Origin of the sequence: Halobellus sp., assembly GCF_042218505.1 — an archaeon.
GTDB lineage: Archaea > Halobacteriota > Halobacteria > Halobacteriales > Haloferacaceae > Haloquadratum.
In genome coordinates this window covers 44,331-58,076 of record NZ_JBDGQZ010000017.1, presented here as the reverse complement: position 1 = coordinate 58,076, position 13,746 = coordinate 44,331, and the positions used below count along the sequence as shown (strand labels likewise).

The 13,746-nt window shown below is 61.1% G+C and carries 12 protein-coding genes; 7 read left to right on the top strand and 5 right to left on the bottom strand.

The features are described from left to right. Positions 1-13: 13 nt before the first annotated feature. A complete protein-coding gene (locus ABEI27_RS05120) occupies positions 14-457 on the top strand; it encodes a universal stress protein (RefSeq protein WP_375798329.1) in 444 nt (147 codons plus the stop codon). Positions 458-584: 127 nt separating this feature from the next. On the opposite strand, the gene ABEI27_RS05115 is transcribed toward ABEI27_RS05120, so the two are convergent. Both ABEI27_RS05115 and ABEI27_RS05110 read right to left on the bottom strand, forming a co-directional pair. Next, positions 585-1,679, bottom strand: a complete 1,095-nt coding sequence (locus ABEI27_RS05115) for a TRAP transporter substrate-binding protein (RefSeq protein WP_375798328.1) — start codon at positions 1,677-1,679, stop codon at positions 585-587. 150 nt (positions 1,680-1,829) lie between these two features. Further along, positions 1,830-2,840 (bottom strand): 2-hydroxyacid dehydrogenase, encoded by a 1,011-nt coding sequence (locus ABEI27_RS05110; RefSeq protein WP_375798327.1) that lies wholly within the window; start codon positions 2,838-2,840, stop codon positions 1,830-1,832. Positions 2,841-2,928: 88 nt separating this feature from the next. On the opposite strand from ABEI27_RS05110, the gene ABEI27_RS05105 reads away from it, so the two are divergent. Further along, on the top strand, positions 2,929-3,618 hold the full coding sequence (locus ABEI27_RS05105; RefSeq protein ID WP_375798326.1) for a 4-carboxy-4-hydroxy-2-oxoadipate aldolase/oxaloacetate decarboxylase: 690 nt from the start codon (positions 2,929-2,931) through the stop codon (positions 3,616-3,618). Positions 3,619-3,766: 148 nt separating this feature from the next. Further along, on the top strand, positions 3,767-4,543 hold the full coding sequence (locus tag ABEI27_RS05100; protein ID WP_375798325.1) for an IclR family transcriptional regulator: 777 nt from the start codon (positions 3,767-3,769) through the stop codon (positions 4,541-4,543). A gap of 50 nt (positions 4,544-4,593) precedes the next feature. On the opposite strand, the gene ABEI27_RS05095 is transcribed toward ABEI27_RS05100, so the two are convergent. Beyond that, positions 4,594-5,490: an NAD-dependent epimerase/dehydratase family protein gene (locus ABEI27_RS05095; RefSeq protein ID WP_375798324.1), complete on the bottom strand. Its 897-nt coding sequence runs from the start codon at positions 5,488-5,490 to the stop codon at positions 4,594-4,596. 641 nt (positions 5,491-6,131) lie between these two features. Between ABEI27_RS05095 and ABEI27_RS05090 the strand changes: the two genes are divergently transcribed. Beyond that, positions 6,132-7,103, top strand: coding sequence for a phosphoadenosine phosphosulfate reductase family protein (locus ABEI27_RS05090; RefSeq protein ID WP_375798323.1), 972 nt, complete (start codon positions 6,132-6,134; stop codon positions 7,101-7,103). 27 nt (positions 7,104-7,130) lie between these two features. Here ABEI27_RS05090 and ABEI27_RS05085 read toward each other — a convergent pair whose 3' ends face one another. After that, positions 7,131-7,454, bottom strand: coding sequence for a hypothetical protein (locus tag ABEI27_RS05085; RefSeq protein WP_375798322.1), 324 nt, complete (start codon positions 7,452-7,454; stop codon positions 7,131-7,133). Positions 7,455-7,512: 58 nt separating this feature from the next. Between ABEI27_RS05085 and ABEI27_RS05080 the strand changes: the two genes are divergently transcribed. The 3 genes from ABEI27_RS05080 (at position 7,513) to ABEI27_RS05070 (ending at position 12,349) form a co-directional block, all read left to right on the top strand. Continuing rightward, entirely contained in the window at positions 7,513-8,721 is a 1,209-nt protein-coding gene (locus ABEI27_RS05080) for a sensor histidine kinase (RefSeq protein WP_375798321.1), read from the top strand. Positions 8,722-8,822: 101 nt separating this feature from the next. Then, positions 8,823-9,611, top strand: coding sequence for a hypothetical protein (locus ABEI27_RS05075; RefSeq protein ID WP_375798320.1), 789 nt, complete (start codon positions 8,823-8,825; stop codon positions 9,609-9,611). A 272-nt stretch (positions 9,612-9,883) separates the two neighbouring features. Next, positions 9,884-12,349: a tubulin-like doman-containing protein gene (locus ABEI27_RS05070; protein ID WP_375798319.1), complete on the top strand. Its 2,466-nt coding sequence runs from the start codon at positions 9,884-9,886 to the stop codon at positions 12,347-12,349. A gap of 63 nt (positions 12,350-12,412) precedes the next feature. Here the strand turns inward: ABEI27_RS05070 and ABEI27_RS05065 are convergent, their stop codons facing one another. Continuing rightward, positions 12,413-13,672, bottom strand: coding sequence for an MFS transporter (locus tag ABEI27_RS05065; RefSeq protein WP_375798318.1), 1,260 nt, complete (start codon positions 13,670-13,672; stop codon positions 12,413-12,415). Positions 13,673-13,746 lie beyond the last annotated feature (74 nt).

Below are 13,746 nucleotides of genomic sequence, written 5' to 3'. Positions count from 1 at the left end.
CAGAACTACCGATATGGTCGTCGTAGCCGCAATAGACGAATCAGACCAGGCCCGTGCCGTTCTCAGCGAGGCCGATACGCTGGCAGGACAGTTCGGGGACCCGATCCACGTACTGCACGTGATGAACCGATCAGAGGCGATTCAGGCCGAGGAGGACAGCCTCGCGCATACCGACAAGGCGATTCCCGTTGACGACCTCCGTGCCCGGGCTGCAACTGTCGCGGAGGAGTTGACGAAGGCTCATTCCACGGACGCGCAAGCGATCACCGCTGGACGAATCGGCGATCCGGCGTCCGAAATCGTCTCCTACGCCGACGAACACGACGCCAGATACATCATCGTCAGTCCCCAGCAGCGGAGTCAGACCGGCAAGATCCTCTTCGGGAGTGTCGCCCAGTCGGTCCTGCTGGACGCGGGCTGTCCGGTCGTCTCACTGCGTGCGCGCTCCGCCGAATAGGGTGTTCGACCACTGGCACGTTCGGTTCAAGATTCTCAGTGGGATTCATCGGAAAAATATTGCAACTTGGGGAGATAGCAGAGACAGCGTGAGATAAAAAAACCGAGCGACTGGTCAATCGGTCGGCTTAGGCCAGGTCCTGCACGTCGCTGATACTGACCGCCCACTTCGACTCCGACAGTTCTTCGAGCGCGGGCTGGCCGGCCTCGACGAACGCCGCACGATCGACGTCCTCCGCGGGGACGACCGTGGTGCCCTCTTCTTCGGCCTGGGCGTACAGCTCCTCCTCACGGGACTTGATGTCCTCAGTCATCCCTTGGACCGCGTCGGCGGCCGTCGAGGTGATGAGTTCGACGTCGCTGTCGCTCAGACCCTGGTAGAACTCCTCATTGTAGAGGAAGTGCTTCGTGTCCAGCAGGTGGCTGGTGACGCTGAAGTGCGTCTGCACCTCGTAGAGACTCACAGCCAGGAATTGCGAAATCGGCCCCTCGGAGGCGTCGACGACGCCGGTCTGGAGTGCCGAGTAGAGTTCGTCGTACGCGACCGGCGTGACGTCAGCACCGATCTCGTCCCACACCGAGGTCCACGTGTCGTACTGTGGTAGGCGGAGTTTGAGTCCCTGCACGTCTTCGGGGCTCGTAACGGACGTGTTGCTCGTGAAGCTCCGATTACCGACGTAGAACGCGTCACCGAGTCGGATTCCGTTGTCCAGCAGGATCCCGTTCAGTCCGTCCTCGGGTTTCAGGTACTCCTCGTTCACCGCGCTGTAGTGCTCCATATCCTCGATGACGAATGGGTCGCCCGCGAAGGAGTATTCGGAAGCGAAGCGCTGGGAGAGCGCCGTGGGGCTCTCGTGGAGGATATCGACGGTTCCGGCCTCGAGCGCGTCGAGGTTGTCTTCGGTGCCTCCGAGCGTCGCCGCCTCCAGGCTCACGCTGATGCGTCCGCCAGTTTCCTCCTCGATTACGTCGATAAAGTGTTCTTGGGCCGCTTGGACAGAGACGTTCTCCGGAGGCTGCGTAGTCGCAAAGGTAATATCGACCTCTTCAGAGCCGTTGTCGGCAGATGTGGTGGCACCGCTGTTGGTGCTCCCGCTGTCGGTTTCCGCACCGCCGCCGCCGCTGTTTCCGGAACAGCCGGCAAGCCCCATTCCGATACCGACCGCGATGCCGCCCTTTTTTAATACACTCCGCCGTGTGGTTGGCTTTGAGTCACGAGCCATACTCGTACGCGAATCACTAATCAGTAATAAAGATTGTGTTAATTGTCTATGCTACTCCCGGTGTCTACGTTACTCACGGTCCGTTCTGCGCTTCTGGTCGCCCTACATACATCTTTTCTTGCCTCTCGGTATGGCCGATTCCTCCGACACTCACCGCAACCCAGCGTCCTGTACAGCCGAGTGCGGCAGCGGCTCGCCCTCGATTCCAGCCTCGGTACACGCGGCAACCATCTCAGCCATCCGATTCCGGGTTCCGATGCTCGCACTGCCGGTGTGTGGCGTCACCACCAATCGCTCGGGTGCGTGTCGGAGCAGTGGGTGGTCCCCAGGGAGCGGCTCGGGGTCGGTCACGTCGAGCCCGGCGCGAGCGATCCACCCCTCTTCGAGAGCGGTGTCGAGTGCGTCGCTGTCGACGACGCCGCCACGACTTGTGTTGAGGAGAATCGATTCGTCCGGCATCTGCCGCAGTTCCGACGCACCGATTAGTCCCTCAGTCGATTCCACGAGCGGGACGTGGAGGGAGACGAAATCGCTCTCAGCGAGCAGTTCGCCCCGGTCGACGTACGTGGCGCTGACCCCCACGTCTGCGAGTTCCGCCTCCCGGTCCCGCTTCCGGGACCGACCGCTGTAGCGGACCTCCATCTCGAAGCCCGCAGCACGTCGGGCGGTCGCCGTGCCGATGTTCCCGAGTCCGATGATCCCCAGCGCGGCGCCGTGGACGTCGGGTCCCGTCAGAAGCGTCGGCCCCCACGTCTCCCACTCGTCGGCCTCAACGTACGCGTGGCCCTCCACTGTTCGACGGGCGCACGTCATCAGCAGTGCCCACGCCAGATCCGCGGTCGTCTCGGTCAGCACGCCGGGGGTGTGGCCGACGGCGATGTCTCGTTCGAAGGCTGCGTTCAGATCGATGTGATCGTAGCCGACAGAGAACGTACTCACGACTGACAGATCCGACGAGGCGTCCAGTACCTCTGCGTCGACCGTGTCGGAGAGCAAGCAAACGAGTCCGTCGGCGTCGAGTTCCGCAAGCCGTCTGACGACGTGTGCTTTCGACGGTGGCAGTTTCTGGTCCCGGACGACCACTTCGTAGCGATCCCGGAGTCGTGCGATCCCCGCGTCGGGGATTTTTCGGGTGATGTAGATGGTTGGGGTTGCTGTCATCGGTCATCGGTGGACGTCGCGTCGTGAAATCGTTTTGTGTCGAGCGTCGATCAGTAGTTATATTATTTTGATCGCTCTTCTAGGACGTATGCATACAATTGAGCACGATGTCGAGCGGCCGGACCGCGATGCCGTCGCCGCGTTCGAAGAGATTCCGAGCACGGTTGTCTCAGACGTGACCGGTAACGTGGGACTCACGATGGACGCCGGCCTGTCACCAGTCGCTGACGGTACTGACCTGGCCGGGACCGCAATCACGGTCAAGGCTGCGCCCGGGGACAACCTCATTATTCACAAGGCGATCACGATGGCAGAACCCGGGGACGTGCTCGTCATCGACTGCGACGGCTACACCGACGTCGGCCACATCGGGGAACTGATGTGCGAGTCGTGTCGGGCCCACGGACTCGCAGGCCTCGTCATCGACGGTGGATACCGCGACTGCCGGGAGATCGCCGAGATGGAGTTCCCCGTTTACGGCCGTGGGGTAAATCCCCAGGGTCCACTCAAGCAGGATCCGGGTTCGGTGAACGTTACAATCGTCTGCGGTGGCGTGAGCGTCGATCCGGGTGACATCATCGTGGGTGACGACGACGGCCTTGCCGTCATTCCTAGTGACGGTGCCGAGGAGGTCCTTGAACTCGCACGCGCGAAGGTCGAATCCGAAGACGCGGTCCGCGAAGAGATCCAAGATGGCACATATCTCTTCGAACGCAACGGATACGACGAACTGTTCGAGAACCTGGACGTCGTCGGTCCCGAGGACTCGATCCAGTAGCGGCGACGGTACCGTCCGGCAGTTAGCCCCGGGTTGGCTCGTTCGTAACCACCTGAAAGGGCTCCTAACGCGGATGAACACCCAGCCCAGATTCAACATCGTTGTAATCTCTCACAGGGCTTAAGACGGCACGAGCAAATGAGTACGTATGACCAAATCGAACGAATCGGACGCACGCGGGCTGAAGAGCGTGGAACGCTCTTTCGAGATTATTGAATACTTGCGCAGTGTGAGTGGCGCCACGCTCTCGGAGGCGGCCGACGACCTTGGAATGGCGGTGAGTACCGCGCACATCCACCTCACGACGCTCGTCGACACCGGATACGTGGTGAAAGACGACGACATCTATCGGTGTGGCTTCGAGTTTCTCCACACCGGCGGGCAACGCCGCGACGGGTTGGCACTGTATCAGGCGGCGAAACCTGAACTTGACGAACTACGGGACGAGACCGGCGAACACACGAACGTCACCGTACAAGAGCGTGGCTACTCGGTGCAACTGTACAAATCGGAGAATCCTGACTCGATCGATGACGACGCCTCGCTGGGGGATCACTTTTATCTCCATCTGACGGCGACGGGGAAGGCGATTCTCGCGGAGTTGTCCGACGAGCGCGTCGACGAGATCTTGGATCGACGCGGGATGCCGGCACTGACGGACGAAACGATCACTGACGAAGACGCCCTCTACGACGAACTGGAGGCGATCCGTGAGCGCGGGTACTCAATCAACAACGGGGAGCACTTCCCGGGCGTCTGTGCGATCGGCACGGCGATCGTCTCCGAACCGGATGGAGCCATCGGCGCGATTTCGATCAGTGGCCCGCGGAGCCGAATCACCACCGACCGCATCGAAGACGAACTCGCGCCCGCACTGCTGAACAAGAAGAATATCATCGAACTGAAGATCCGCCAGTTCGAGTGACGGAGCCCCCAGTTTCGGGGCCTGTGCGCCGATTCCGAGCCGACCATTCGCTACGCCGGTGGGCCGTCCCACTCACCGCCATCGTCCTCAGGTTCGTATCCGAGAACGGCCTGCGCGTGCTCAATGTCGAACCACCGAGCGTCGTTGCCGCTGACGGCGTAGAACGCGTCGTAAGTGACGTGATCGTCTTCCAGGCAGCACTCCAGCAGGTGTGCGAAGTCGCGCTGGGAGGTCCACGAGGCCTTCAATCGATTGACCATCTCCTGGTACTGTTCGCTTCCCCGCTCCCAGGAGCCAGTCTGTGACTGGTCCCACACCTCGTCGTCGTCGATCGCGTGTTCGTCGCCGCGGTCGACCCCTCGCTCGGCGTCACCGTAGGGGTGGTCGTACTCCTCAGTTCGAACGCTCGAAATCCGCAGTGAGTACACTTGATTTGGTGCGCCCTCGCGGCGGGCGTGCGTCCGACAGATGTGCTCGCCGAACATCTTCGAGGCACCGTAGTAGCCGTCTGGTTTCGGGAGCGTCTCGTGGGTGAGTCTGAACGGGTCGTGCTCACTGGGGTAGTCTTCCTCGTAGATATCCGGCGCGTGATCCTCCTCGTAGAGGCCCATCACGCGCTGTGAGGAGGCGTAAATCAGCTTTTCCACCCCGGCGTCTTCCATTGCTTTGAGTATATTGTACGTTCCGACGATATTCGGCTCGATGATGTCTGTGAAATCCGCGCCGGCGTCGGACTGTGCTGCCAGGTGAATGACGGCGTCCTGTCCGTCGAACGCCGGCCTGATCGCGTCGTAATCTGCGACGTCAGCGACGTGCGTTTCGTACTTGGGATGGTCACTTCTGTTCAGATACGTGAACTCGTACTCGTCGCTGTCCGCAAGATAATTAAGGATCGCCTCCCCTGCCTCACCGAACGGACCCGTCACAAGAACGTTCTGGGCTACCATCTATAGGATTAAATCCACAATACTACTATTTAAATTTATATGATCACCGGAAACGAACACGCCCCTGTCCAGTTCGCGTGAAAACCGTTTCATTAATGTTGAAACTGCCGCCGTTCGTCAGACGGTTATTATAACATGCGTACGAGAGTTATTCGAAAGGGTATGACCCTCTTAACGGACGCAATCACACCTCGCGCGAGGATTCAATATACTGAAAATATCTCCACTGCAGGCCCTGGTGCAGTTCACACCGCGGCCTACGGATGTTTGATCCTGGTATCCCGACTAGCCCGTGAGCGTAATTTCGTCGATTGTTCTCCGGGCGGCGGTGCCAGGGTGACCCGCTTCGTTTCTCGTATTGAGTCTCGATAGCACTAGTTTGGCGGGCCTTCGATTAAATTATTTATATATAAGAAAAATATAGTTTCAACATAATAGCAGTATGTTGATAGTATTAAAAGATAAAATAATCGTTCGAAACCGCTTTTTGATGCATAATTATGGAGTAGCTCTGTAATATATAATATTACTTATATACACCAGATAAATAAGTATTTACGCTATTATTCGCTATCACACCTTCTCTCTGCTCAGTTGATCCCAAAAGGCATTTATCGACTCTAATTAGATGTAATTACACGATGTCAGACGAGTTCCCAGCGTACCTCGATGTCGACTACACCGACGGCGAGGGCGAGACGCCCGCGGATTATCCAACGATCGAAGACAAGATCGAGAAAGCGATCGACGTCACGAAACGTGGTCTCGAAGAGTACCGGAACCCCGCCGTGATGTGGACGGGTGGAAAAGACTCGACGCTCACGCTGTACTTCATCACGGAGGTCGCCGAGAAGTTCGGCCTGGAGACGCCCAAGGCGGTCTTCATCGACCACTACCAGCACTTCGACGAGATCCACGGCTTCGTCGACCACTGGGCCGAGGAGTGGGACCTCGACGTCGTCTACGCCCGCAACGAAGATGTCGGCGCGTACGTCGACAAGCACGACCTCGAACCCGGCGACGATATCACCGTCTCCGATCTCTCAGAGCACAATCAGCACCACATCCGCAACCTCCTCGAATACGAGAAGGACACCTTCCCGTTCCTGCTTGACACCTACGTCGGCAACCACCTGCTGAAGACGGTGGCCCTCAACGACGTCCTCGAATCCGAGGGTATCGACGGCGTCATCTCCGGTGTGCGCTGGGACGAACAGGAGGCCCGCGCCGACGAGACGTTCTTCTCGCCGCGGCACAACCCCGACATCTACCCGCCGCACGACCGCATTCAACCCATTCTCCAGTTCGACGAGTCCTCGGTCTGGGACGCCTTCTGGCACTTCGTCGTGCCCGAGACGGTCGAAGGCTACCCCGACGACGGCTACGTCCCACAGAACGAGGACGACCTGCCGAACGGCCTCACGATGGCCGACATCCCGGTCTCCCCGAAGTACTTCGCCGGCTTCCGCTCGCTCGGGAGCGAGGTCTCGACCGACAAGACGACCGAGGAACCCGCCTGGCTGCAGGATATGGAGAACACCACCGAGCGCGCGGGTCGCGCCCAGGACAAAGAGGACCTGATGGAGCGACTCCGCGACCTCGGCTATATGTAATCGCACGCGAGTACCAGTTCTCGCCGCTCACTGCACGGGCGCGTCCGACTCGACGTCGACGCACTCGTGAATCGGCCCGTCTCGTTCCCTGCGGTGTTGCGGATCCCTGTCGTTCGAGCCCGCGAGCACCTCGCCGACGATACTATGGGCGATCTGACACGGCGACCCGCCGCCGAGATCGAGACTGACAGGCGTGTGCGGCGACGCCAGCGCGTCGTCGTCTCGCTCGGCTTCGCGATGCTCGTGCGGCTTCGATGGTGCAGACTGCAGCAAGAGTCGAAGCCCGCTGAAGTGGTGTGTCCTATGCTCGTCGTTCGCAGCCTCCGACTGCCGAGTCGACGGTTCGCCCAAAATTCACGTCTGATATCCGGGCCACAAATAATACTTGCAATCGGATCTGCCAGAGAGTATGGACAGGTTCCCTGAACACGCCGTCGAACCGGCCTTATCCAGCGACGGCGGGGTCGGGACGCAGGGGGACTCACACCGGATTCAACTGTACAATATCGTTCTGGACACGTCCAGGAGTCTGATGAGCGCCGAACCGGACGAATTCGACGCGAAACTCCACTGGGTCCTCGAGAGCGTGGGGACACACATCGACGCAGATCGAGGAGGTGTCTTCCGATCAACGGCCGACGGCTACGAACGTCTCGCGTCGTGGTCCGCCGACGGAGTCGATCCGATGACACGCCGCCGCGCCGATCTGGATTCGCTGGAGTGGCTGCGGAGCCGACTCGAACAGTTCGACAACGTTCCGATTGATCGTCGAAACGACATCCCACCAACGGCGGCGCTCAGAAATCGATTCCGGGAGGCGGACATCGGTGCCGCGGTGGTCCTCCCAATCGTCGACGACTGGACGCTCGGTGGGTTCGTCGTCTTCGACGTGCTCGACGCGTCGCGAGAGTGGTCGAACACGGAGGTCGAACTGCTTCGAACCGTCGCCGATATGATCGGCCACTCGCTGGCGAGAGTCCGACGAGAGACAAAACTCGCAGCGCAAAACGAGCGACTCGAGACGTTCGCCAGCGTGATCTCTCACGACCTCCGCAATCCGCTGAACGTGGTGACCGGGTCGCTTCATATGGCCCGACAGAACCACGACTCCGAACACCTCGACCGCGCGGCTCGCGCCGCGGACCGGATGGACGGCCTCGTCGATCAGGTGCTGAACCTCGCGCGGCAGGGCCGAGACGTCAGCGATCCCAAGCGAATTAATCTCAACGCGGTGTCCCGACGCGCGTGGGAAACCGTCGAAACGCGTGACACCACGCTCGAAATGGCGACGATCGGACACACCAAGGGCGATCCGAAACGGCTCCGGGAAGGCTTCGAGAACCTCTTTCGGAATGCGATCGAACACGGCGGTGTGCCAGTGACGGTCCGCGTCGGCCCGGTCGACGGCGGTTTCTACGTCGAAGACGACGGTCCCGGCATTCCCGAACCAGACCGCGAAGCGGTGTTCAAGCGGGGGTACACGACGGACGACGGCACCGGACTCGGCCTCGCAATCGTCCAGAGCATCTTCGAGGCCCACGGCTGGTCGATTCGCGCCCGTGAGGGCTGCGACGGCGGGGCCCGATTCGAGATCACCGGCGTTCATTTCACCGACTAACCACCGATGGCCGACCACAGACCGCTGCCGTCGATCAATTTCCCGGCCTGTCGATAGTGGAAACAATTATGACGGGATGGACGGAAAGTGATTCCAGACGTATGACACGGCGTTTTTCCCGTCTGTTGCCGATCATCGGTGTCGTGGTTCTCCTGGCATTCAGTTCCGTGGCGGCCTCCGCAGCCGTCACGACGAGCAACGAAACTGTCTACAACGGCACGCAAACGGACGCCGACCAGGCGATAGAAGTGACGTACACGGTCTCTCCCGAGGGGAGTACGATCAACAATATGACCGTCGCGTTCAGCGGGACCAATCAGGCGCTCCTCGAACCCAACTCGTTTAGTTTCACCGTTCGCCCGGGTGGCGCGGAGATCAACGTCGAGTCCCGGCCGGGTAACGCGTTCTTCATCCGGGAAATCGAGCCCAACGAGGAGGTGACGTTCGTCTTCGAGACGTACCCGAAGACGATCAAACGAGAGCAGATCGATGCGGCGAGCGTTCGGATCGAGTACATCCAAAACGGGCAGGAGCTCACCGACTCCGAGGCCGTCTCGGCGAATATGAGTTCCTCGCCGTGGTTCGAACTGCAACAGGCAGAAACACGGATCGACCAACTGCAGTCACAACTCGGTGACGTCTCTCTTGCCGGGCAGTTCACCAACGCGGCGTTCCTCGGTGGCCTCGCCGTCGGCATCGTCGGACTGGCCTTCGGCGTATACTCCTGGCGGCGCCGCAGCGGTAGTGAGAGCGATCTAAAACGAGAACACGCCAACCATCTCGAGCGCCTCGCGACGTCGATGGAGAGCACTGATGACACGATGACGCTCAACAACGAAGCCGAAAAGATCCGCGACGAAATTGATTCCGGAGACGACGAAGACTGGTGACACTGTCGAGCAGACCACCCCCCGGAGACAGTATCTGTCTTCGGACGCCGCGATACTCCCACGTTCGGCCGGCCGCGGGTGACCTGCGAAGGCGTAACGTGATAATCGGCTGATGATACGTGGGGCCGTTGCCGGGCTGTCCGGCCCGCATCTATCTACCTCGGCTCCCGCCGCTCACCGGTCGCCGGACGGCAACGGATTTACGCCTTCGACGTTTCTTGCGCCCCGTCCCTTAGTTATAATATACCGCACGGCGAGATATTCGACAGAGAATGGTTACGAACCCATCTATCGTTATTGGGATTGGGGAGGCGGGCTGCAAAATGGCTGCACAAGCGTACCGAAGCATCATCGACGAAGTTCCAGCCGACCGTGGCGACAGGGAGGAAGTCCTCGATCGGTTCAAGTTTGTCGGGATCGACACGAAGGCCGACGAAGTCGAGGAGTACACCCCGGACTCCTTCCAGACGATTGCGCTCGAGACACCGACGAAGAACTGGGAGAACGATGTCGAGGATTACCCGTACCTCCGTGAGGATATGCGCCTGGCCGACGTCGGTGGGGCGACGCGCCAGCGCGCGGTCTCCCGGTACTACATTGACAACCTACAGAACTATACGAGTTTTCGACAGCAGTTAGAGCGCGTCGTCGAGGAGTTCGAGAGCGACGCCGGAAAGGCATTGGACGATCCGGATCTCGACGGGGCGAACCTCTGGGTCATCAACTCCTTCGGGGGCGGGACCGGCAGCGGGGCGTTCCCCCTCGTGTCGGCGATGCTCGACCGGATCACGGCCGACGCCGACGAGAACTACTATCTCTGTGGCCTCGGTTCGCTGCCCCGACTCGACCAGATCGACGAACAGTCCCGGCCACCGGCAGCGAACGAGAACTTCTATGCGAACGCCTACACGGCGCTTCGCGAACTCGCGGTGTTACTCGATTACGACTTCGATGGGGCGTTCGAGGACGCCACAGGCGTCGAATACCCGCTCGAAATTCCGCTGTATGCAACGCACGGTGAGAATCAACTCCCCGGCTACGACGACATCCACCTCGAAAGTCCACCCTTCGACTTCTACGGGTTGATCGGCTTTAATGAGGAGAAGGGCGACAACACTGACTACCGGGAAAACCTCAATCAGGTCGCGGCGGACACCGTCCGACTTCTCGCGGAGGCCTTCGAGGAGGACTTCCCGAACGGCTACTCGCGCTCGGGGCGGAGCGGAAAACCGAAACTCTACTCGGTCGATAGCCGGGGGGTCGAAGTCCCGGTGACAGCCGTCGAGAACTACGTCCAGGCGCTCGAGAACATCCAGGACATCGACGACCGCATCGAGAACGAGGAGAACGAACTGGATCGGTACCAGGAGAACCGCGACTACGTCAATCAGGCGCTGGATCTCGAATCGGGCGGCCAGGCGTCCGGGGATGTCGCTGCCGAAGACGGCGAGGAACTGTACGTCGACAGGTCGCTCGTCGAGACCGCACGAGACCACGCAACCAACGAGTTCGACCCGCGGAACGGCTACGACGACGCGCTGCTCGACGAGAAGTACGAGAAAGCGCTCTCGCAAGTCGGCTCGCTGTCGAGTCGATACGAGTTCTCCGTCGACGACGTCTTCTCGTACTTCTACTACCGCGAACTGGTCACGCGGCTCCAGTCGCTCAAGCAGGGCCATCGGTTCACCAGAATCGTCCAGGACGCCATCGAGGACTACGCGGACAAGTTCTCGCGATATCTCGACAGCGACCAGACGCATCTGCTCACCGACTCCAGCGCCGATCCGCTCGACAAGTGGACTGGTGGGCTCGAAGAGTGGTTCAACGAGGCGATCGAAGACCAGAAGCAGAAACTCGAAGCCACGAGCCGAATCAAGTTCCGTCTCCGCGGCGAGATTGAAGACAGAATCGACACCCTCGAACGGCGACAGAACGAACTCACTGACGAGTACGCGGAGTACAAGCATATCGAGGACGCACAGAGTACCGCCCGCGGCCGTCGCGAAGAGGCCCGGACCGGGTTGGCGGACATCCGCGACGACATCAACGACGAAATCCGTCGAGCGGAGTCGGACCTCGAACAACTCCGCGAGGAGCGTGGCCGTCGCGAGAACGTCCAGCGCTCCAGGCGGGAGACGCTCGAATCGTACAAGCGCGAACGCTACGTGAGCATCCCGTTCCAGAACTTCGAGAACGCCAGCGTCGAGTTCCTCACCGACCTCGAGAGCATCGGTGACCTCCTCGAACGGAGCATCGTCAGTCGCCAGCGCGTCGCCCGCGCGTTCGAGTTTACGCTCAAACACCTCGAAGAGCCGTTCCAGGACCTCGAACCGCAGAACGTCCCGATCAACTCCTACCGGTATCTCGGCGTCCTGACGAACGACTCGAACGTCGATCTGCTCCAGGGCGAACTCGACGACGTCGAGGGAATCGACACCGTTCCCACGCTGATGTCGACGAACAGCGAGGAACAGGAGACGGCCCTCGTTGACGACGTGTTCCGCATCCGGTTCACCGGCGTCCACGCGGACATCGCACTGGAGAACAGCAGCGAGTTCGGACAGATCCACGAGCACTTCCGGGCGGACGAGGACGTCGGCGAACTGCTCGGGTCGACGGCCTCGGACGCCGAACTCGTCGCACAGAAGTTCGGTTACCCCGAACTGTTCCCCGACGACGACCAGATCAACGATGCGTGGGGATTCGAGTCTGAAGTGCCCGAGGCGGCCGAAGACTGAGCGAAACCCCGGCGGCTTCGAGAGCGAGCGGACCCGCTTCGTCTCGCGGCCGGAGCGGCCGACTCACGCTGCGTCCCCGCCGTCCGACCCGCCGTCGCGTTCCGGCAGGGAGACGAAAATGACACCCGCGATTGCGGTCAGTACCGCCAGCAGGACGAACGCCGCAGCGTACCGGTCGTAATCGGCCATCGCCCCGACCGCGGTCGAGCCGAACGCTCCGACGACGAAGAGCGACGTGCGGACCGCTCCCCAGGCCGTGCCGCGAACGTCCGCCGGGAGCAAAGCGACGATGTACGCGTTAGCGACGGGACCGACCGCGAGTCGCATCCCGAGCAAGAGCACGATTCCTACGAGCGGCACGATCCCGTCGGCGAACGGCAGTGCGAGCAGTGGGCCGACGCCGACGAACGCCACAATCGAGAGGACGGTCCCGTAGCCGTATCGGTCGGCCAGCGCGCCCCCGACGGACTGAAACACCGCCGCACTCAGAAACAGCAGGCCAAAGAGCGTCCCTGCAGTCGCCTCCGAGAGCGCTTTCGCTGTCACGAGATACGTCGTGAGAAAGGCGCTCAGTCCCTGGAAGGCGAACAGCATCAACGTCGTTCCGATCATCGCGAGAACGACTTTTCGAGAGGTGACCCCACGCCGGACGTCCCCGACGGCGGTGCGGCCCCGTTCACTGAGCGCCCTGTCATCCGGTTCAGTTCCCGTCACAGCGGACGATCCGTCGTCCCCGTGGGCCGGGTCGACCGCTGGTCGCTCGGGGACGAACACGCGGAGTCCAACCGCTGCAAGCAGGAATCCGGGGGCGGTGAGCCCCAGTGCACCGCGCCAGCCCACCATCCCGGTCGCGTAGACCGCGAGCGGCGGCACCACGGCCGCTCCGATGCTCCCCGCCGCGAGGACGATACCGAAGGCAGCACCGTCGCTGTCGACGTAGGTCCGGGTGAGTACGGTTCCACGCGGCGGCCCGTAGAGGCCCGAGGCGAACCCGAAGGCGGCCGTCGCGAGGACGAACATTGCGAAGGTCGGGGCCACGGCGTACGCGACCATCGTGAGCGCGCCCGTCGCGGCACTCCCAGCGAGTAGCGTACGCTCGCCGACCCGATCGACGAGAACACCGGCGGGGAACTGCATCGCTGCGTAGGTGACCCACAACAGCGTGATCGCTGCACCGGCAACAGTCTCCGACACCGGGAAATCAGCTCGGATGGCCGGCAGCAACGCGGGAATCGTGAATCGCAAGCCGAGCGCGAAGAACCATCCGCCGGCGACGGCGAGCAGCGTCCAACCGCGTCCGTCGCCCCGAAGCGACGCGGTCACGGCGAGAACTCGATCCGAGACGGATCTCGAAGACGGCGGCACGGCCCAAAGAAACACCCATCAGGTAAAGATTC

Coding starts and splice junctions, on each gene's coding strand:
- ABEI27_RS05095 (WP_375798324.1), bottom strand. CDS start 5,490: ATGGTAGCCCAGAACGTTCTTGTGACGGGTCCGTTCGGTGAGGCAGGG.
- ABEI27_RS05090 (WP_375798323.1), top strand. CDS start 6,132: ATGTCAGACGAGTTCCCAGCGTACCTCGATGTCGACTACACCGACGGC.
- ABEI27_RS05105 (WP_375798326.1), top strand. CDS start 2,929: ATGCATACAATTGAGCACGATGTCGAGCGGCCGGACCGCGATGCCGTC.
- ABEI27_RS05120 (WP_375798329.1), top strand. CDS start 14: ATGGTCGTCGTAGCCGCAATAGACGAATCAGACCAGGCCCGTGCCGTT.
- ABEI27_RS05070 (WP_375798319.1), top strand. CDS start 9,884: ATGGTTACGAACCCATCTATCGTTATTGGGATTGGGGAGGCGGGCTGC.
- ABEI27_RS05075 (WP_375798320.1), top strand. CDS start 8,823: ATGACACGGCGTTTTTCCCGTCTGTTGCCGATCATCGGTGTCGTGGTT.
- ABEI27_RS05080 (WP_375798321.1), top strand. CDS start 7,513: ATGGACAGGTTCCCTGAACACGCCGTCGAACCGGCCTTATCCAGCGAC.
- ABEI27_RS05115 (WP_375798328.1), bottom strand. CDS start 1,679: ATGGCTCGTGACTCAAAGCCAACCACACGGCGGAGTGTATTAAAAAAG.
- ABEI27_RS05100 (WP_375798325.1), top strand. CDS start 3,767: ATGACCAAATCGAACGAATCGGACGCACGCGGGCTGAAGAGCGTGGAA.
- ABEI27_RS05110 (WP_375798327.1), bottom strand. CDS start 2,840: ATGACAGCAACCCCAACCATCTACATCACCCGAAAAATCCCCGACGCG.